General features: G+C 39.1%; 21 protein-coding genes and 1 tRNA gene. 10 read left to right on the top strand and 12 right to left on the bottom strand.

The genetic code is table 11. The annotated features are described in order from the left end of the window. Positions 1–7 precede the first annotated feature (7 nt). A complete protein-coding gene (locus KTV93_RS07605; protein ID WP_218248357.1) occupies positions 8–334 on the top strand; it encodes an SUF system Fe-S cluster assembly protein in 327 nt (108 codons plus the stop codon). A 38-nt stretch (positions 335–372) separates the two neighbouring features. On the opposite strand, the gene KTV93_RS07600 is transcribed toward KTV93_RS07605, so the two are convergent. From KTV93_RS07600 to KTV93_RS07590, 3 genes are all read right to left on the bottom strand, one after another. After that, the gene (locus tag KTV93_RS07600; RefSeq protein ID WP_218248356.1) at positions 373–777 is read right to left on the bottom strand and encodes an OsmC family protein; all 405 of its coding nucleotides are present in this window, start codon (positions 775–777) and stop codon (positions 373–375) included. Between the two features lie 128 nt (positions 778–905). After that, a complete protein-coding gene (locus tag KTV93_RS07595; RefSeq protein WP_218248355.1) occupies positions 906–1,310 on the bottom strand; it encodes an OsmC family protein in 405 nt (134 codons plus the stop codon). Positions 1,311–1,321: 11 nt separating this feature from the next. Beyond that, positions 1,322–2,170 carry a hydroxymethylglutaryl-CoA lyase gene (locus KTV93_RS07590; protein WP_218248354.1) on the bottom strand — a complete coding sequence of 283 codons (849 nt, stop codon included), beginning with the start codon at positions 2,168–2,170 and terminating at the stop codon, positions 1,322–1,324. 159 nt (positions 2,171–2,329) lie between these two features. On the opposite strand from KTV93_RS07590, the gene pepT reads away from it, so the two are divergent. Together pepT and KTV93_RS07580 are read left to right on the top strand one after the other, a co-directional pair. After that, a complete protein-coding gene (pepT, locus tag KTV93_RS07585) occupies positions 2,330–3,589 on the top strand; it encodes a peptidase T (protein WP_218248353.1) in 1,260 nt (419 codons plus the stop codon). A gap of 1 nt (position 3,590) precedes the next feature. Beyond that, a complete protein-coding gene (locus KTV93_RS07580; RefSeq protein ID WP_218248352.1) occupies positions 3,591–4,151 on the top strand; it encodes an energy transducer TonB in 561 nt (186 codons plus the stop codon). 515 nt (positions 4,152–4,666) lie between these two features. Here the strand turns inward: KTV93_RS07580 and KTV93_RS07575 are convergent. From KTV93_RS07575 to KTV93_RS07565, 3 genes are all read right to left on the bottom strand, one after another. Next, a tRNA-Asn gene (locus KTV93_RS07575) sits at positions 4,667–4,740 on the bottom strand. Positions 4,741–4,817: 77 nt separating this feature from the next. Beyond that, complete coding sequence (gene rseP / locus KTV93_RS07570; RefSeq protein WP_218248351.1) at positions 4,818–6,155, bottom strand: RIP metalloprotease RseP; 1,338 nt, start codon at positions 6,153–6,155, stop codon at positions 4,818–4,820. Positions 6,156–6,269: 114 nt separating this feature from the next. Beyond that, positions 6,270–6,683 carry a DUF6646 family protein gene (locus KTV93_RS07565; RefSeq protein WP_230259133.1) on the bottom strand — a complete coding sequence of 138 codons (414 nt, stop codon included), beginning with the start codon at positions 6,681–6,683 and terminating at the stop codon, positions 6,270–6,272. 151 nt (positions 6,684–6,834) lie between these two features. On the opposite strand from KTV93_RS07565, the gene KTV93_RS07560 reads away from it, so the two are divergent. Continuing rightward, a complete protein-coding gene (locus tag KTV93_RS07560; protein WP_218248349.1) occupies positions 6,835–7,596 on the top strand; it encodes an amidohydrolase in 762 nt (253 codons plus the stop codon). 1 nt (position 7,597) lies between these two features. Here the strand turns inward: KTV93_RS07560 and KTV93_RS07555 are convergent, their stop codons facing one another. The 6 genes from KTV93_RS07555 to KTV93_RS07530 all read right to left on the bottom strand — a co-directional run bounded on the left by KTV93_RS07555 (position 7,598) and on the right by KTV93_RS07530 (position 11,659). Then, positions 7,598–7,903, bottom strand: coding sequence for a thioredoxin family protein (locus tag KTV93_RS07555; RefSeq protein WP_218248348.1), 306 nt, complete (start codon positions 7,901–7,903; stop codon positions 7,598–7,600). Positions 7,904–8,115: 212 nt separating this feature from the next. Then, a complete protein-coding gene (locus KTV93_RS07550) occupies positions 8,116–8,490 on the bottom strand; it encodes a rhodanese-like domain-containing protein (RefSeq protein WP_218248347.1) in 375 nt (124 codons plus the stop codon). A 2-nt stretch (positions 8,491–8,492) separates the two neighbouring features. After that, the gene (locus KTV93_RS07545) at positions 8,493–9,899 is read right to left on the bottom strand and encodes an MBL fold metallo-hydrolase (protein ID WP_218248346.1); all 1,407 of its coding nucleotides are present in this window, start codon (positions 9,897–9,899) and stop codon (positions 8,493–8,495) included. Between the two features lie 87 nt (positions 9,900–9,986). Further along, a complete protein-coding gene (locus KTV93_RS07540; protein WP_218248345.1) occupies positions 9,987–10,346 on the bottom strand; it encodes a hypothetical protein in 360 nt (119 codons plus the stop codon). 1 nt (position 10,347) lies between these two features. Beyond that, a complete protein-coding gene (locus tag KTV93_RS07535; protein ID WP_218248344.1) occupies positions 10,348–11,148 on the bottom strand; it encodes a sulfite exporter TauE/SafE family protein in 801 nt (266 codons plus the stop codon). Between the two features lie 67 nt (positions 11,149–11,215). Then, positions 11,216–11,659, bottom strand: coding sequence for a hypothetical protein (locus KTV93_RS07530; protein ID WP_218248343.1), 444 nt, complete (start codon positions 11,657–11,659; stop codon positions 11,216–11,218). 201 nt (positions 11,660–11,860) lie between these two features. Here KTV93_RS07530 and KTV93_RS07525 point away from each other — a divergent pair, with 201 nt between their 5' ends. The 6 genes from KTV93_RS07525 (at position 11,861) to KTV93_RS07500 (ending at position 17,893) form a co-directional block, all read left to right on the top strand. After that, positions 11,861–13,387, top strand: coding sequence for a helicase HerA-like domain-containing protein (locus tag KTV93_RS07525; RefSeq protein ID WP_218248342.1), 1,527 nt, complete (start codon positions 11,861–11,863; stop codon positions 13,385–13,387). 51 nt (positions 13,388–13,438) lie between these two features. Beyond that, the gene (locus KTV93_RS07520; RefSeq protein WP_218248341.1) at positions 13,439–14,665 is read left to right on the top strand and encodes a 3'-5' exonuclease; all 1,227 of its coding nucleotides are present in this window, start codon (positions 13,439–13,441) and stop codon (positions 14,663–14,665) included. 221 nt (positions 14,666–14,886) lie between these two features. Continuing rightward, positions 14,887–16,086: a diaminopimelate decarboxylase gene (lysA, locus tag KTV93_RS07515; RefSeq protein WP_218248340.1), complete on the top strand. Its 1,200-nt coding sequence runs from the start codon at positions 14,887–14,889 to the stop codon at positions 16,084–16,086. 73 nt (positions 16,087–16,159) lie between these two features. Beyond that, positions 16,160–16,573: an energy transducer TonB gene (locus tag KTV93_RS07510; RefSeq protein ID WP_218248339.1), complete on the top strand. Its 414-nt coding sequence runs from the start codon at positions 16,160–16,162 to the stop codon at positions 16,571–16,573. 62 nt (positions 16,574–16,635) lie between these two features. After that, on the top strand, positions 16,636–17,118 hold the full coding sequence (locus KTV93_RS07505) for a hypothetical protein (RefSeq protein ID WP_218248338.1): 483 nt from the start codon (positions 16,636–16,638) through the stop codon (positions 17,116–17,118). 58 nt (positions 17,119–17,176) lie between these two features. Continuing rightward, positions 17,177–17,893 carry an energy transducer TonB gene (locus tag KTV93_RS07500; RefSeq protein WP_218248337.1) on the top strand — a complete coding sequence of 239 codons (717 nt, stop codon included), beginning with the start codon at positions 17,177–17,179 and terminating at the stop codon, positions 17,891–17,893. Positions 17,894–17,905 lie beyond the last annotated feature (12 nt).

The raw sequence follows: 17,905 nt of genomic DNA, 5'->3' as shown, positions 1-17,905 counted from the left end.
TATTACAATGGCTTTAACAGACGATCAGATTGCCGATATCGGCGAAAATATTATTAAAAATTTAAAGACAGTATACGATCCCGAAATTCCCGTAGATATCTATGAACTTGGACTTATTTACGATGTACAGATTTCCGACCAGGGTGAAGTGAAAGTAATTATGACTCTAACCACACCTAACTGTCCCGTGGCAGAAAGTTTGCCCGCGGAAGTACGGGAAAAGGTTGCTGAAGTTGAAGGAGTGAAAGAGGTCGATTTGGAACTCACTTTCGAACCATCATGGAACAAGGATATGATGAGTGAAGAAGCCCGTTTTGAACTGGGAATGTTTTAAAAATAAAATGCCGGAAATTTCCGGCATTGTTATTTTGGTTAAAGTCCGTACTCGAAAAGCACAGTCCGCTGTACATTTGGATGTATGGATAGTGATACCGGACAGTTGAGGGCTGTATGTTCAATAAATTTCTTCTGTTCCGGCGTATATTCTCCTGGAATTCTTACGATGCAGAATATTGTACCGATTCTTTTGGGTTCGGGGTGGGTAGATTTTTTCAGTTCACAAGTTGCGCCTGTGATATCGATCCCTTTGTGTTTTCCCAAAACAGCCACTGCCATTAACATAGATTGCCCGTAGGAAATCCCGAAAATATCTGAAGGAGAAAAATATTCTGATGTTCCGCCGTCTCTTAAAGGCGCACATGTGGTGATTTCCGCCCCCGATTTTTCATGTTGAGATACGATTGTAAAATCGCCTGAATAAGTAATTGTTGAAGTCATAGTTTTGCGTTTTTTATTACCATAAAGATAGCAATAATTTACGATAGTTTCACGCAAATATGACATAAGTCACTGAAAATTAAAATAATATATAACCTAAAAAAAATATACCTGCCATTTCAGAAGCGTTAATGACCATAGTTAAAGATTACTGTTTTTTTGACTTCTGAACTTAAAGAAAGAGCTACAGGACAGTTCATCGCGGTTTCTTCAATGAAAGATTTCTGCTCCGGCGTAAAAGTTCCGGGGAAATATAAAGTACATACAATCTCCGAAATTTTCCTTGGCTGAGGATTCATGTTTTTCTGCAGTTCTGCGTAGGAACCTTCAATGTTAAGGCCTTTGTCTTTTCCTAAAATTGCAATGGTGGTAAGCATGCACTGCGCTAAAGAAGTCGCGCATAAATCGGTGGGAGAAAATACTTCACCTTTGCCATGATTATCGGTAGGTGCATCAGTAAAAATAATGGTTCCCGACTGCAGATGTTGAGATTCGCAGCGCAGATCGCCGAGGTAAGTTATTTTTGAGGTCATAGTGATCTTGATTAAAAATGAAAAATATTTTTCGCTTTGTTATATGCACTTTCGAAGTTCAGTAAGTTAAGCGAATGCTCGATTTTTTCCGAAGCCATAAAATTAATGACCTGCTCGGTCGGCATATTTCCTACCAAATCATCTTTCGCCATCGGGCAGCCGCCAATTCCTTTAATAGCGGAATCGAATCTTCTGCAACCGTTGTCGTAAGCGGCTTTCAGTTTTTTGTAAGAATCTTCGTAGCGGTTATGAAAATGAGCCCCAAAATCGATATCAGGATATTTTGCAGGAATTTTGTCGAAAAGCAGTTCGATCTGTTCGACAGTGCCGGTTCCCGTAGTGTCGGAGAGTAAAATATTTTTAATTCCAATTTCACTGAATCGGTTTGCCCAGAAATCCACATCTTCCCATTTCCACATTTCACCGTAAGGATTCCCGAAAGCCATCGAAAAATAAACGTTTAATGTTCGTCCATCGGTTTTCAGGAGTTCACTGATTTTTAAAATATCATTAAAAGCTTCTTCCTGATTTTTATTGGTATTCCGGTGTTGAAAAGTCTCCGAAATAGAAAACGGAAACCCCAGAATATCAACCTGTTCATGTGACAAAGCTTTTTCAGCGCCGCGGTAATTGGCAACAATCACCGATAACTTTGTATCGGAAATGGATTTGTCGATTTCATCAAGCACGGTTCCGGAATCAGCCATCTGCGGAATCGATTTTGGCGAAACAAAACTCCCACAATCCAAGACATCAAAACCAACATCCATTAATGTATTGATATAATCGATCTTCTTTTGAGTGGGGATAAATTCGCCCCAACCTTGCATGGCATCGCGCGGACATTCAGTTAAAAACATGGGTTCTTTTAGGTTTTCTCAAAGATAATAATTTTTTTGAATGGTGAATATTTCGCCCATTTTAGTACTGCAGAGCCTTCAAAAGCTAAAAACAGCAGCTTTACAAAGTTGAGCCTCAGACAAAATCGCTATCTTTGTTTAAATCAAATTATATTAAAAATGACGACCATAGAATTCAACCTCGAGTGGAAACTGAAGCTGCAAAACCGCTTTATTAATTACGTAAAAATATTTTCAACAAGCGATCCGGAAAGTGAAGCAACACCGTCAACTGAAAGACAGTGGAACATTGCCAATTATATTTTTGAAGAACTGAAAACCCTGGGTTTAAGCGATGTTTCTCTGGATGAGAACGGATATATTTATGCGTACGTTCCATCTAATCTGGAAAATGATGATGAACCTGTTGTGGGATTTATTTCTCATTATGATACATCGCCCGATTTTAACGGTGAAAATGTAAAACCTCAGATCTGGGACGATTATGACGGGAAAGATTTGCTTCTCAATAGAGAAACAGGGTTCATACTTTCGCCTTCTAAATTTGAAAGTCTTAAAGATTATGTGGGTAAAACCTTGATTACAACAGATGGAACCACGCTTCTTGGCGCTGATGACAAAGCAGGAATTGCGGAGATTGTAACCGCTGCAGAATATCTTTTGGCCCATCCAGATATTAAACACGGTAAAATCGCAATTGGATTTACACCTGATGAAGAAATTGGCAGAGGTGCTCATAAATTTGATGTCGTTAAATTTGGTGCAGAATGGGCTTACACGATGGATGGCGGCGAAGTCGGTGAACTGGAGTACGAAAACTTTAACGCTGCAGGCGCGGTGGTTAAAATTCACGGTTTAAGTGTTCACCCGGGTTATGCTTTCAGTAAAATGGTAAATGCATCGCTTTTGGCAGCAGAATTCATTAAAATGCTTCCGGAAAACGAAACACCTTCCACAACAAAAGGCTTTGAAGGATTTTATCACCTGACAGATCTTAAATCTGATGTTTCTGAAGCGAAAATCCAGTACATCATCCGTGATCACGACGCTGAGAAATTTGAAGCAAGAAAAGAGTTTATCACAGAAAAAGTTGCGGAATTCAACAAAAAATTCGGCGAAGGCACTGCAGAAATTGAGATCAAAGAACAATACCGCAACATGAAGCAGCAGTTCGAAGGAAAAATGCATATTATCGACATTGCAGAACAGGCAATGAAAGACGCCAATATAGAGCCTAAAATTAAAGCCATACGTGGTGGTACAGACGGTGCACAGCTTTCTTACATGGGATTGCCTTGCCCGAACATTTTCGCCGGGGGAATCAACTTCCACGGACCTTACGAATACGTAGCTTTAGAATCGATGGAAAAAGCAGTGAAAGTGATTATTAATATCGCGCGAGCAGTGAAGAAAATATAAGATGAAAAAGTCAATAATTTTATTGGGGCTTCTAATGTTTTCTCTTTATAACGCTCAACTTTCAAAAATTGTAGAAATAGACAGAATTTACAGCAGTAAGAATAAGGAAATTTATAACAAGTATAAAAAGGTTCGCAACGAGGAAAGAAAACTGGAAGAGGAAAAGATTAATACTGAGAGACTCGATGGTTATGAGGCAGCTATAAAACATATTCAGAAGGACGATCCACAAGTCAATTCTGAAGATCTCAAGAAGGATTTTACAAAATTCGCCGAATACGAAACGGGCATTACCGGATTCCGAAAGTTGATTTCGCAGGATTTTGATAGTTCGGCCATTACTGATACTGAGGGGACCTTACGGACAGTGGCAAGATTTCTGGTTGACGAAAAAGGAAATGTAAGCAATGTAACTGCGGAGGGCAGCAACAGGGAATTTAATTTGCTGACCATTATAACGCTGTATAAAACGATGAATAAAGGAAAATGGAAACCAGCTGAACTGAACGGAGTTCCAATACAATCAATATTTGCAATGCCATTAACAATGCAGTTTGAATAAAATTAACCCATCAAAATGATGGGTTTTTTAGTAGGCTGTGGCGAAATGATAATTTTTACGAATGTATAAGAGGACCGCCGAATAAATATTGAGGACCAATTACAAAACTTCAGGACTGATTCTTTTAATACACTCTTCATACATTATCCATACTTAGGATTGGGAGAGGATTGGGGTAGGGAGTACTTCAGCCTTTATGATGACGTTACTTCAACTCCATTAGTGTCTGGCAATGAAAATGAGGCAATGCTGGCAGGGTCTGCTGAGTTCCTTAATGGATTCGCACAAAAGCCTAAACTGGGACAGAATCTCTGGGACAGAATCTTTCAACGCAAAAATAAAAAAATTCAGAAGCAACTTTAGAGGCGTAAGAGATCGGTCTTTTTTTCTATTCAGATTACAAAACATTTTTGCTTAAACACAAGTTTTGATACTGATCCTGATCATGCTCCGTTTTGATCTTGATTTTACACCCTTTAAAAACAAAAAAACCATCACATTTCTGTGATGGTTTGCTCCTCTTGCTGGGCTCGAACCAGCGACCCTCTGATTAACAGTCAGATGCTCTAACCAACTGAGCTAAAGAGGAGTGTTGCTCTTTGCTTTAAGCGTGTGCAAATATAGAAACTTTTTTAATTCTTGCAAAATATTTTTGCAAAGTTTTTATCAAAATTTCCCTGTAATCCACTTAACTATGTCGTTTCCAAAGATTAAGACCATCAATCCAAGTAAGAAAATTACACCAATCATCTGGGCATTTTCTAAAACTTTCTGCGGAACAGGTTTTCCGGTGATCATTTCCCATAGTGTAAACACGACATGGCCGCCATCTAACCCCGGAATCGGGATCAAATTAAGGAATGCAAGCCACACGGAGAACATTGCGGTGAAACTCCAGAAAAATTCCCAATTAATAGTTTCCGGCATTTGTTTGATAATTCCGATAGGTCCTGAAACTTTTTTATAACCTTCAGTAGTGGTATTGAAAACAATTTTGAACTGTTTGATTTGCATCGTAAGCACATCAATCGTTCTTGTTAAACCTCTAGGTATTGCTTCAAGTACAGTATATTTCTTTGTAATTCTGGCTTTTTCCAATGCGGCCTGCGCTACATTTACATCGGTACCAAAACCTAATTTACCCTGTGCATTAACTTTAACATTAATTTGCTGAACAGTTTTATTTCTTTCAATATCCAAAACAACGTTCTGGTTTTTGAATTTTGCCAGTTCAGTTCCAAGTTCGTCGAAATAAGGTAAAGGTTTTCCGTTGATACCAACAATTCTGTCACCTTTCACAAGTCCCGCTGCTTTCGCACCGCCGTTTGGCTCCAGACTGCCGATTACAACAGGAAAGCGGGGAGTGAAATAAGCTTTGGCTTCATTCTGTGATAAAACCTCAGCAACTCCCTGTTCATTTATAGGGAAGGTTATCTCTTTACCATCTCTCAAAACAGTAACCTCATCTGCAAAAAGCATATTTACGGTTGACGTTTCCATACGCTCGGCATGTTTTCCGTCGATTCTTAAGATTTTATCTCCTGTCTCAAGACCCATTTTCTTACCGGCGTCCGACACGGCAATTCCATTTTCGAATTTGGAGTTATCGTGATACGTTTCACCTTTAAAATAGCTTAAACTTGAGTAAATTAACCATGCTAAAAAGAAGTTTACCGTAACACCACCCATCATAATGATTAAACGCTGCCAAGCTGGTTTGCTTCGGAATTCCCACGGTTCTGCCGGTTTTTTCAGTTGCTCGGTATCCATACTTTCGTCTACCATTCCGGCAATCTTCACATATCCGCCAAAAGGAAGCCAGCCGATACCATATTCGGTACCGCGGAAGTTTATTTTTGCGAGAGAAAACCATGGATCAAAGAAGAGATAGAATTTCTCAACTTTGGTTTTGAAATATTTAGCGGGGAGGAAATGCCCTAATTCATGCAGGACTACTAAGATCGAAATACTGAGTATGAATTGAAATAACTGTATTAATGTCATTGATTTTAATTAAAATTTTATAAGATTTGCGAAGATACGAATTATCAAAAGCATGCCAAATAAAAAAGGTCCTCAAAATGAGAACCTCTTTATATATATGAAAAGTGAGTTTTTCTAGAAATTGAATGATACCCCTAAGCTACCATTGTTACCAAATTCACCATAGATACCAACATTGTTGTTGAAGAAATATCTAACTCCCAAATGAGCGCCGAATCCGAAATCTTTACCTAATATTCCTAAGTTAATTCCCGGATAGATGTCCCATTTTTCAGGTAATCCTAATGGTTCCTGTAAATGAAATCCTAATCTACCGAATAAGAAAACATTATTATCTTTGTTATCGTCCTTATACCCATCAAAATAGAAGTTTGCACCCGCACCTAATGATACGATACTGCCTAATCCATAATCATAAGTTGCAGTAATACCATTTCCGTATCCCCAACCGTTAAAACCTACCTGAAGTTTTTGATCTCCTTTGCCGTTCCAAGCCTGTGCAAATGCCATTTGTCCTAAAAAGAACATTGAGCATACTAATAGTAACTTTTTCATAATGTTATAATTTATAGTTTTAATGTTATAATTTTGAATAATCAAAAATGAGACCAAAGGAAAAAAACATGTCGGAAGAGGCGATGACATTTTCTATATTTAATCACGTTTTTTATGAAGATTTATGAGAAATAATTTAAAAATCACCGGTTTAAATTTCGATATCTGTTGGAAAAATAAAACAGAAAATTTCGAAGCCTTAGAAAATCAGCTGTCCGAGGTTGTGACAGATCTGTTTATTTTGCCTGAAATGTTCTCCACCGGATTTTATATGAATGCTGAAGAGGTAGCAGATCGAAATGGTGAAACCTTGAACTGGATGAGATATTTTTCCAATAAAACCAACACCGCAGTGTGCGGAAGTGCTTCTGTTCTGGAAAATAAAAGATTTGTTAACCGTTTTTACTTCGTAAAACCCGATGGAAGCTATAATTATTACGACAAAAGACATCTGTTCTCTTATTCTGGGGAAGATAAAACCTATTCCCGCGGGAAAGAAAGAGTTATTGTAGAATATAAAGATTGGCGAATTTTGCTTCAGGTTTGCTATGATCTCAGGTTTCCCGTCTTCTCAAGAAATAATGACGATTACGATGCCATCATCTATGTTGCAAACTGGCCGGAAACAAGAATTGATGCATGGAATACTTTGTTAAAGGCAAGAGCGATCGAAAATCAGAGTTATGTTTTTGGTCTTAACCGGATTGGCACGGATGGCAATAACCTGAACTATCCGGAAAGTTCGTCATGTTTTTTTGCTGACGGAAGTGTTATCTCAGAAGTAAAGGCGAATATGGTAACTGCAGTTTTGGATCATGAAAATCTTGAAAAGTACCGCGAAAAATTTCAGTTTTTAGGCGACCGCGATTCCTTTGAAATTAAGTAATCTAATTTTCTGCAATATCTTGAAGAAGATTGGTTAAAGTATTTACATCATGTACTCCGCTCTGTTTGTAAAGTAGATTTCCATTTTTAAAAACTGCCAAAGTCGGAACACCTCTCACTCCGTATTCAGCAGCGATTGCAGGATATTCATCAACATCTATCTTTACAATTCTTGCCAGCTCGCCAATATTTTCTTTGACGGTGGTAAGGACTGATGACTGTACCTTGCATGGCCCGCACCAGATTGCAAAGAAATCGATAAGAACAGGTCTTTCGGAATTGATGAGTTCCTGGAATTTTTGTGACATAAGTTTTAGGATTTATCGTTAAAATGAACTTTTAGGTGAGCGGTGTTTAAAGCTGTTACTTAAGTTTTTTCTGCACTCAGTCCATGCGCCCCCATTATAAACCTCGAAACCGTTTTCCTGCAGGATAACCTTTGCCGAAGCATTCCGCTTGCACAGCAAATAATAATAGTTTTCATTAAGATCTAATTTTTTCATCTCAGATATAATGTGAATCACTCTTGTACTTTTTCCTTCTGTATCGCTTCAACATTTTTTAATGTTTTGCCATAATAAACATTTTCAACACCGTTTTTCTTCAGAAGATCCATCGCCTCGGATGCCTGTTTTCCGGTATTGCAGAAAACAACAATATTTTTCTGCTTTTTGAAGAAACCGATACTGTCCTGCATCGTTGCCAACGGAATATTTACCCCATTTTCCGCTGTCTTTTCTGCAAACTGTTCCGGAACCCGAACATCAACCAGTGTAGTTTCAGAATTTTTTACAATTTCTTTAATGCTTACACAGGGAATGGTCAGTGCCGGTTTTGCTGGAGTACAGGAAAGCAGCATCATTGCAGCTGCAAAAAGTAATTGCAGATTTTTCATTGTTACAGGGTTTTACTTTGACACACAAAATTGCTTTTAGGCACATCCGTTTCTTTAATTTTATTAAAACCGCCTTCGATTTCAGAAAAATTCCTGATTCCGCGGGCATTCAGGATGCTGGCTGCAATCATACTTCGGTATCCGCCGGCACAGTGAATAAAGAAATGTTCATCATTATCAAGCATTCCTGCCCAGCTGTTGATTTCGGCGAGCGGTCTGCGGAAGGCATCATTTACATGTTCAGCTTCATATTCACTCTCTTTTCGAACATCGACAACCTTTGAATCTGCAGCGAATTTTTCTGCAAACTCTTCCGGCGAAATCCGGTGAATCGTATCCGTTTCTTTCCCTGAATTCTTCCATGAATCAAAGCCGCCTTCTAAAAATCCCAAAACATGGTCGAATCCAACTCGTGAAAGTCTTGTAATAACTTCTTCTTCAGTTCCATCATCACAAATCAATAAAATAGGTTGCTTCACATCAACAATCATCGCGCCTACCCAAGGTGCGAAATCACCTTTCAGACCAATATTGATGGAGTTTGGAATAAATCCTTTGTGAAATTCTGCCGCTGAACGCGTGTCAAGAATCAACGCTCCGGAATCTTCAGCAGTAGCTTCAAATTGCGAGGGGCTAAGGGGATTTTTACCTTTCTGCAACACGTTTTCAAAACTTTCATATCCGCCTTTGTTCATGGCGACATTCATTCCAAAATATTGGGGCGGTGCAGAAAGTCCGTCCAAAACTTCTCTCACAAAGGATTCCTTGTCCGGTTGTTTAAGTGCGTAGTTGGTTTTTTTCTGGTTCCCTAAAGTATCCACGGTTTCTTTCTGCATATTTTTCCCGCATGCGGAACCTGCGCCGTGTGCAGGATAAACGGTAATATCATCTGCAAGTGGCATAATTTTACTCTGCAGGCTGTCATAGAGAAGTCCCGCCAGCTCTTCCTGAGTCATGTGCGCTGCTTTCTGCGCAAGATCAGGCCGGCCAACATCTCCTAAAAACAGGGTATCGCCAGAGAAAATCGCAGTCTCCTTTCCGCTTTCATCGATCAGCAGAAAAGTGGAACTTTCCATGGTGTGACCTGGCGTGTGCAGCACTTTAATTTTTATCTTCCCAACTTCAAAAAGCTGATTATCTTCTGCAATAATTGCCTCGAAATCGGGTTCTGCTGTGGGTCCGTAAACAATTGAAGCTCCCGTTTTCTTCGAAAGATCCAAATGCCCCGAAACAAAATCTGCATGAAAGTGTGTTTCAAAAATATATTTGAGAGTCACGCCATCTTTTTGAAGTCTTTCTATGTAAGGCAATGTTTCGCGCAAAGGATCTATAATAGCGGCTTCGTTTTCTGAAACGATGTAGTAAGCTCCATGCGCCAGACAACCTGTATATATTTGTTCTATCTTCATTGTTTTAATTTTTATACCTGCAAATTTCGGTTATTTGAATGCATCACCATACAAATGGACATTGAAAGAATCGATAATGACACTTGATTAGTTATACTCGGTTACGTTACCGTCTTTATCAGATAGTTTTCCGGCCCGTCCGTCCTGGGTGATTTCCCACATATAACTTTCGTTCGTAAATACAGGATTCCCACTCGGGTTTACGGTTTTGGCAGACAGTTTCTGCTCATCTGCACCTGCTTTCTGAATTTTCACTGCGACAACATCGCCTTCAGAAAAATAGATTACGGAGATCTCTTCGCCTTTAAGATTCTTCAGTTTCAGCGGCTCCTGTACTAATGCGATTTCAGATGATTCGGTGTTTGAAGTTTGGGCTGCGCCCGTCTCTGTCTTTGTACATGAAGCCAGAAAAAGCACCATAGTGCTCAATAAAATTACTCTTTTCATATTAAAATTGTTGCTTTAAAAATATTTCTTTAATAATTATAAATATGCCCATTCCCAAGACCACCCATCCAAAGAGAGGTTTGAGTTTGCGGCCATCCATTTTCTTTGAAACTGCGATCCCTATAAATATCCCCAGAACCGATAAACCACTGAAAATAAGCAGAAAACCCCAGTCATGACTTACCATTTCCATTGTGCTTACAAAGCCCAAAATAGAGTTCATTGAAATGATAAAAAGCGAGGTTGCCACCGCCTTCTTCATATTCACGCCTAAAAGCATGACCAGAGCAGGAACAATTAAAAATCCGCCGCCCGCTCCGATTAAACCGGTTATAATTCCCACAAGTAATCCCTGCGAGATCAATATCGTATAGTTGGTATCTTCGAAATTCTGTAGTCTGGGTCTTTCATTTTTACGGATCATTTTAAAGGAAGCAATCAACATCAAAACAGCAAACAGCAGCAGAAGAAACATATCTTTCGTGAGGGTAATGCCCCATCGGTTGATGATATATTCCGGTAAATGAGGTAATATAAGTCTCCTGGAAAACAAGACCCCTAAAATGGAGGGAAGTCCGAAGGTAAAAGCCGTTTTAAAATCAATCTGTTTCTGCCTGATAAATCCTACGGAACCTACCAAACTTGTAGTTCCTACTACAAAAAGAGAAAGTGCTGTAGCAGTCACTGCATCAAAACCAAAAACATATACAAAAATCGGCACGCTTAGAATGCTGCCGCCACCACCAATGAGGCCCATTACCAGACCTATTACTATTGCCGAAAAATATCCTAAAAATTCCATCTGCTACTTTTTGGCAAAACTAATTCTTTAAACGCAACATCAAAGTAACCATTGTTACTAATCGATACTACGCAATAGCTTTAATGATATGATTGCTGCTACCTACTTTGAAACGGTCTCCTACCGCTTTTCCTTTAAGTTCTGTAAAAACGGGAGTTTTTTCAGAAAGTGAAATCACTTCTTTACCCTCAATAGTAAACACCGGAACGGAAATTCCTACAAAGAAGAAAGATTGATCAGTTTCGATGATGCTGCCTCTTTCAATAATGCTGTGGCTGGAGTTCTCTTCGCTAGCCAGGAACTTTAAGATTTCTTCAGCTCCAGCCAACATTTTTTCAAAACGGAGTTGCATATCCTTAGCTTCGGTCTGGTGAGAAAAATCTTCCGGATCGTGGGTGCTTTCTTCGTCCAAATCGGATGCGGTTTCATACTGATGAACAGACCGTTGAAGGCTCTGAATCACCTTACGCTGTTCAGCAATCAGTTGGTCTATAATGAGCTTCCTTTCCATTACTTTAAATTTTGACAATTAACAAATTTACTAAAAAAGCTTCACTTTTTCGGCCCTATGTTGCCAGGCATGAGAAGTATCAGCACTATAAAACTTTAGGAACTAAAATAATTTGCTCTTCGAAACCTATTATTTTTACTCACTGACGAATTAAAAATCCTTATATTTTTTTACCTTTAACCTTTAAAACCCGATTTCAAAATGGCAGACAGAACTAAATTTATAGAGGAACTTTCATCAAGATATACTCCGAAAGGCGAATTTATAACACTCGGCAAAGGGATGCTCGACGGTGAGGTTGTAACCGATGTGAGCGTCACTATTCCTCTGAAAACCATTAACAGGCACGGCCTGATCGCCGGAGCCACAGGAACGGGTAAGACAAAAACGTTACAGGCTTTCGCAGAACAGCTTTCCCATCAGGGAATTCCATCGCTGGTTTTAGACATTAAAGGCGATTTTTCAGGAATCGCAGAACCTGGGGAGGAGAATAAAAACATTGCTGAGCGCTACGCAAAAACAAAACTACCTTATCAGCCACAGGCATTTCCGGTAGAACTGATGACGATTTCCGGGGAAAGAGGCGTAAAACTCCGTGCTACAGTAACAGAATTCGGACCTATCCTGCTTTCGAAAATTCTGGAACTGAATGATACCCAGCAAAGCATTATCTCCATAGTTTTCAAATACTGCGATGACAAAGGTTTACCGCTTATCGACCTTGAAGATTTAAAAAAAGTTCTGCAGTATGTTACCGATAACCCTCAGGGAAAAGCCGATCTATCGAATAATTACGGATCTATTGCACCGGCTTCATTAGGAGCGATTCTGCGATCAATTGTTGCACTCGAACAGCAGGGTGCCGCGCAATTTTTCGGTGAACCGAGTTTTGATGTTGAAGATCTTTTGCGGCAAAGAGAAGGCAAAGGTGTCGTAAATATCCTGAGAGTTGGCAATATTCAAAGTAAACCACAGTTATTCTCGACATTCATGCTTTCGCTTTTTGCTGAAATTTATATGAATTTCCCCGAAGAAGGCGATTCCGGAAGACCAAAACTGGTTATGTTTATTGATGAGGCTCATCTTATTTTTAAGGAAGCTTCTAAAACGCTGCTTAACCAGATTGAAACGATGGTAAAGCTCATCCGGTCGAAAGGCGTGGGAATATATTTCATTACCCAAATTCCTGGAGATGTTCCCGAGAATGTACTTTCGCAGCTTGGTCTGAAAATTCAGCATGCACTTCGCGGATTTACTGCTAAAGACCGGAAAGAAATTTCTAAAGCTGTAGATAATTATCCTATCACTGAGTTTTATAAAGCTGATGAACTTATTCAAAATCTCGGTATTGGCGAGGCGTTTATTACCGCGCTCGATGAAAAGGGAATCCCTACTCCTTTGGTGCACACCTATCTGATATCGCCGGAATCCAGAATGGATATTCTAAATGATGCTGAAGTTGCAGACCTTACGAGCCGTTCGGCATTGGTTGCTAAATACGAGCAAAGTGTGGATAAAGATTCGGCTTATGAAATGCTGACCAGCAGAATGGAACAGGCAGTTCAGAATGCTGCGCCTACTCAAAAAACGAGACCGGTGAAAGAAGAACCAGGCATGTTTGAATCTGTGATGAAATCCCGCGCAGGAAGAACCTTTACGACAACCCTTGCACGCGAAGGCGCAAAATTTGTTCTGGGAATGTTTGGTTTAGGCGGAAGAAAAAGGTAAAATTGCACCCGGCTTAGGATTCTCCAAAAGCTAATGCCAGAAAAAGACAAAATGTATTCAGTAATTGATATAGAAAGTAACGGAGCAGGTTTCAGAAAAGAAAGCATTATTGAAATTGCAGTGTACAGATATGATGGTCACGAAATCGTAGACCAGTTTATTTCTTTGGTAAATCCTGAAAGCGAAATCACCCCGTTTGTGCAGAAACTCACCAAAATTTCGCCAAAAATGGTGAAAACTGCACCGAAATTTCCCGAAATCGCCAGAAGAATCGTTGAAATTACCGAAAACACGACATTGGTTGGACATAATATTGAATTCGATTACCGGATGCTTCGTCAGGAATTCAAAAGATTAGGTTATGAATTTAAAATCAACACGTTAGACACTATTCCGCTGGCTAAGAAACTGATACCTGAAGCAGAAAGTTATTCTCTCGGCAAACTGGTGAAATCATTAGGAATCCCGCTCGTAGATCACCATCGGGCTTCCGGCGACGCTCGGGCAACACTTGACCTCTTTAAACTCCTGATGATTAAGGATAAAGATTCAGAAATCATACAGCAGCACCATGATGAATTAAATGCGAAAACGTACTTCAATAAAATCAAGGAACTCACGCAGGATTTACCTTCCGAGAGAGGAATCATTTATTTGCAGAACGCCGAAGGAAAAATTATACATTCCGATTTTGTAGAAGACCTGAGTAAGTTCGCCAAAATGCTGTTTAACTCCAAATCCAAACGCTGGATACAGCTACAGGAAGATGTTGTGCAAATTCATTATGAACTTACTGGAAATAATATTCTGGCAAAACTTATGATGAAAACCAAAGGTTTGCGCAAGCGGGAAAATCATCCGTTCGGGTTATACCATAAGGGTGGAAAATACGTAGTTGAAAAAATAGCCACCAAAAAAGAAGATACTCCACTTTTAAAATTCACTTCTTTTACACAAGGACTGAAGGCCGTGAGTTTCATCAAAACCCAGGAAAAGTATGCTGATGTAAATCAGCTGCAGAAAGCCACAAGTCTGAAAAACCGCAACGAAATGTGGTTGTCTGCTGGCCGAACTTTAGGTGAAAAATCCTTTATGATTTTTGAAAAGGGCAATGTGACCGCTTATGGTTTCTACGAACTTCATACGCAAATCAACACCTGGAAAAAAATCGCAGCCATAAAAATCGATCTGGATACTAAAACCACGGACCTTGAGAATGATTTTAAACTTGCTTTGCTGAGAGAGGATTTTGAAATAATTCCGACACCGGAAAAATAAAATAATGCCCAATTAAATAAAAACATTTAATTTTGCCAAAAATCTTAAAAACAGAAATTTAAATATGATCAGATTTACATCAATAAAACAGGTTGCTTCTAAGGGGAAAAAGTTTTTCTCTAAGGAAAATATTGGTGTTTAGGAGCTGCAAATTTTGATCTGTAAAATATTCAAGCAAGCTCTATTTGGGCTTGCTTTTTTAATGTAAAATCACCATAAAAATGAACAATAAAGATTTATTGAAAATTGCCGAACAGTTCGGTACACCCACCTACGTTTACGACGCAGAATCTATTAAAATTCAGTACGAAAAACTAACCTCTTCTTTCCATAAGAGCACTCGGTTTTTCTATGCTTGTAAAGCACTTTCGAATATTAATATTTTAAAATATGTGAAAAACCTGGGCGGAAGTTTAGACTGCGTCTCTATTAATGAAGTAAAATTAGGTCTAAAAGCAGGTTTTGATGCGAAGAAAATTCTTTTCACGCCGAATTGTGTAGATCTTGCTGAAATTGAGGAAGCCATGACGCTGAAAGTTCACATCAATATCGATAATATTTCGATTTTGGAACAGTTCGGGAATAAATATGGTGATGCTTACCCGATTTTCGTCAGAATCAATCCGCATATTTTTGCCGGCGGCAATTATAAAATTTCTACCGGACACATCGATTCTAAATTCGGGATTTCAATTCACCAGCTTCGTCATATTGAAAGGGTAATGAAAACCACCAATATCAATGTCGAAGGACTTCACATGCACACTGGAAGTGAAATCAAAGATCCCGATGTCTTCCTTCAGGGACTGGAAATCATGTTCGAACTGGCGGAACATTTCCCGAATTTGAAATATCTGGACATGGGAAGCGGTTTCAAAGTACCTTATCAGGAAGGCGATATGGAAACCGATGTGAAAGCATTAGGAAAAAAAGTGGAAAAAGCAGTGGCAGAATTTTCTAAAAACTCCGGAAAAAAATTCGAACTCTGGTTTGAGCCGGGGAAATACCTTGTAAGCGAAAGCGGTCATCTTATCGTGAAAACCAATGTCATCAAGCAAACTACAGCGACGGTTTTTGCGGGAATAAATTCAGGTTTCAACCATTTGATCCGTCCTATGTTCTACGATTCGTATCACATCATCGAAAATCTTTCGAACCCAAAAGGTGCAGAAAGAATTTACACCGTAGTAGGTAATATCTGCGAAACCGATACTTTTGCATGGGACAGAAAGCTAAACGAAGTCCGCGAAGGCGATATATTGGTTTTCCGTAACGCCGGCGCTTACGGTTTCGAAATGAGCTCCAACTTCAACTCCAGACTGAAGCCTGCAGAAGTTTTATTTCTTGACGGTAAAGCTCACCTGATCAGAAAACGCGATGAGTTCGAAGATTTACTGAAAAATCAAATCGAGGTTTTATAAACTGCTTTTAGAATTTGGGAAAAACTTTGTAAGTAATTGCAAAGTTTTTCTATTTTTAATGGAAATTCATGCAATGCGAAAACTTCTATTTTTACTCTTTCTTTTTCCCGCAGCCGTTTTTTCCCAAACAGCAGAAGAGGAGAACCAACCCAAAATAACCTTTATCGAAAGAGCGAAGTTTCCCGGCGGCGAAGACGCCTACCGCGCTGAACTCTTTGAAATGATCAACGCATATATCGATCTCCGGAAATATGCAGTCAACGGATTATTTCAATTTATGTTCACCATTGATGTGAACGGAAAGATTAAAAATGTACAGGTATATCCACAGGTGAAATACAGCGAGATGTTTATTGACGACATGCAGTTCGCGATGAAAAGAGTTAAAACCAGATGGATCCCTGCCAAGAAAAATGATGTACCGATAGAATCTAAATATGTTCTCAAAATAAATTTCACTACAGACCATTTTGATCACGGCGATTAAAAGCGGGCTGAAAATTTTAAGTTCTTTCAGAAAAGCGGTAACTTTAATCAAAATTTAAAGCAATGAAAAAATTAGCATTACTGTTTATTCTTTCCTGTACGTTTTTAAATGCGCAATACCTTGTTGAGGATAACGACATTTCAGAAAACACTACAGAAGGAGGCAAACTGGCGATTTCTTACGACATCAATAATCCGCTCGAATTTTACAGACTAAAATGCGAAAATGCGGTTTACGCCCAGTTTCCGGGTGGCGAAAATGCTTTCAAACAGACGCTTTTAACGAATATGCGCGGTTATCTGGATACAGGATTTTATTCAGTGAACGGTACTTTCGAGCTGATCATCAACATCAGTAAAAACGGAAATCTGCAGCGTTTGGAATTAAAACCCGAAGTTCCGAACAGCAACCTTCTTTACCGTGACATTGAACTCGCATTAAGGAAGATGAATCCCAAATTTACGCCTGCAAACTGCAACGGTTCGCCGGTCGATTCTAAGCTGAGACAGAAAATAAATTTCAGGACAGAAAGTTTCGATCTTTAAAAAATTAAACTTTGCATTCGGTGCAAAGTTTTTTTTATATTTAGGAAAATATTATTGAATGAAATTATTCTATTTTCTTCTGTTTATCAGTACTTTTTTAAGCGGCCAAACTCAACTCATAACTTTTCCCAACGATCAGCACAGCTACCTCGGAGGCAAAACAAATTTTTATAAAGATTTTCAGAAAGTACTGCTTGAGAAAAAACTTAAACCCTGCGACAACAAAAATGAATTTCTATCCGCATATGTTGTAGTGCTGGAAAATGACACAGCGGTCCTTTATGACCCCGAAAAATTACAGAAATCTGAAAACAAATGTGCCCGGGAAATTACAAAAGAAGTTGTAAAAAATATGCCTGGATGGGTTTCGGCTAAAATCGATGGCAGCCCGAAAGCAGCTGTAGAACAATACTATATTTATCCGGATGCTTTTTTCAACAACTTCAAAGCCGGGTATAATGCTGAGGATTTAATAGTATTGCCCACTTTTGAGGGTGGAATTGATGCTTTCAGGAAAGAAGTTATGAAAAGGACCGATCCTCAGGACTTCTACGTAAAGGGTAAAGGAAAAGTAACTGTCACGGTTTTGTTTGTACTGGATGAGAAAGGCGAAATGGAAAATTTGAAGCTGGAAAATTCATCTGGTCTCAAAGAATACGATGAGATGATTCTGCGCAGCATTAAAAAGATAAAAAACAAGTGGAAACCAGCGACTTTGCACGGAGTACCGGTAAGATTTAAGTTTAGAATGCCTATGTCTTTTTCAAATACTTAAGCGAAAAACCCC

The organism is Kaistella faecalis, assembly GCF_019195395.1.
Lineage (GTDB): Bacteria > Bacteroidota > Bacteroidia > Flavobacteriales > Weeksellaceae > Kaistella > Kaistella faecalis.
The sequence above is the reverse complement of the archived record's forward strand: the minus strand, read 5'-3'. Positions and strand labels throughout refer to the sequence as shown.

Excerpts from the sequence above, each read along its gene's own strand:
- KTV93_RS07605 (WP_218248357.1), top strand. The coding sequence starts at position 8 with ATGGCTTTAACAGACGATCAGATTGCCGATATCGGCGAAAATATTATT.
- KTV93_RS07600 (WP_218248356.1), bottom strand. The coding sequence starts at position 777 with ATGACTTCAACAATTACTTATTCAGGCGATTTTACAATCGTATCTCAA.
- KTV93_RS07595 (WP_218248355.1), bottom strand. The coding sequence starts at position 1,310 with ATGACCTCAAAAATAACTTACCTCGGCGATCTGCGCTGCGAATCTCAA.
- KTV93_RS07590 (WP_218248354.1), bottom strand. The coding sequence starts at position 2,170 with ATGTTTTTAACTGAATGTCCGCGCGATGCCATGCAAGGTTGGGGCGAA.
- pepT (WP_218248353.1), top strand. The coding sequence starts at position 2,330 with ATGACGACCATAGAATTCAACCTCGAGTGGAAACTGAAGCTGCAAAAC.
- KTV93_RS07580 (WP_218248352.1), top strand. The coding sequence starts at position 3,591 with ATGAAAAAGTCAATAATTTTATTGGGGCTTCTAATGTTTTCTCTTTAT.
- rseP (WP_218248351.1), bottom strand. The coding sequence starts at position 6,155 with ATGACATTAATACAGTTATTTCAATTCATACTCAGTATTTCGATCTTA.
- KTV93_RS07565 (WP_230259133.1), bottom strand. The coding sequence starts at position 6,683 with ATGTTCTTTTTAGGACAAATGGCATTTGCACAGGCTTGGAACGGCAAA.
- KTV93_RS07560 (WP_218248349.1), top strand. The coding sequence starts at position 6,835 with ATGAGAAATAATTTAAAAATCACCGGTTTAAATTTCGATATCTGTTGG.
- KTV93_RS07555 (WP_218248348.1), bottom strand. The coding sequence starts at position 7,903 with ATGTCACAAAAATTCCAGGAACTCATCAATTCCGAAAGACCTGTTCTT.
- KTV93_RS07550 (WP_218248347.1), bottom strand. The coding sequence starts at position 8,490 with ATGAAAAATCTGCAATTACTTTTTGCAGCTGCAATGATGCTGCTTTCC.
- KTV93_RS07545 (WP_218248346.1), bottom strand. The coding sequence starts at position 9,899 with ATGAAGATAGAACAAATATATACAGGTTGTCTGGCGCATGGAGCTTAC.
- KTV93_RS07540 (WP_218248345.1), bottom strand. The coding sequence starts at position 10,346 with ATGAAAAGAGTAATTTTATTGAGCACTATGGTGCTTTTTCTGGCTTCA.
- KTV93_RS07535 (WP_218248344.1), bottom strand. The coding sequence starts at position 11,148 with ATGGAATTTTTAGGATATTTTTCGGCAATAGTAATAGGTCTGGTAATG.
- KTV93_RS07530 (WP_218248343.1), bottom strand. The coding sequence starts at position 11,659 with ATGGAAAGGAAGCTCATTATAGACCAACTGATTGCTGAACAGCGTAAG.
- KTV93_RS07525 (WP_218248342.1), top strand. The coding sequence starts at position 11,861 with ATGGCAGACAGAACTAAATTTATAGAGGAACTTTCATCAAGATATACT.
- KTV93_RS07520 (WP_218248341.1), top strand. The coding sequence starts at position 13,439 with ATGTATTCAGTAATTGATATAGAAAGTAACGGAGCAGGTTTCAGAAAA.
- lysA (WP_218248340.1), top strand. The coding sequence starts at position 14,887 with ATGAACAATAAAGATTTATTGAAAATTGCCGAACAGTTCGGTACACCC.
- KTV93_RS07510 (WP_218248339.1), top strand. The coding sequence starts at position 16,160 with ATGCGAAAACTTCTATTTTTACTCTTTCTTTTTCCCGCAGCCGTTTTT.
- KTV93_RS07505 (WP_218248338.1), top strand. The coding sequence starts at position 16,636 with ATGAAAAAATTAGCATTACTGTTTATTCTTTCCTGTACGTTTTTAAAT.
- KTV93_RS07500 (WP_218248337.1), top strand. The coding sequence starts at position 17,177 with ATGAAATTATTCTATTTTCTTCTGTTTATCAGTACTTTTTTAAGCGGC.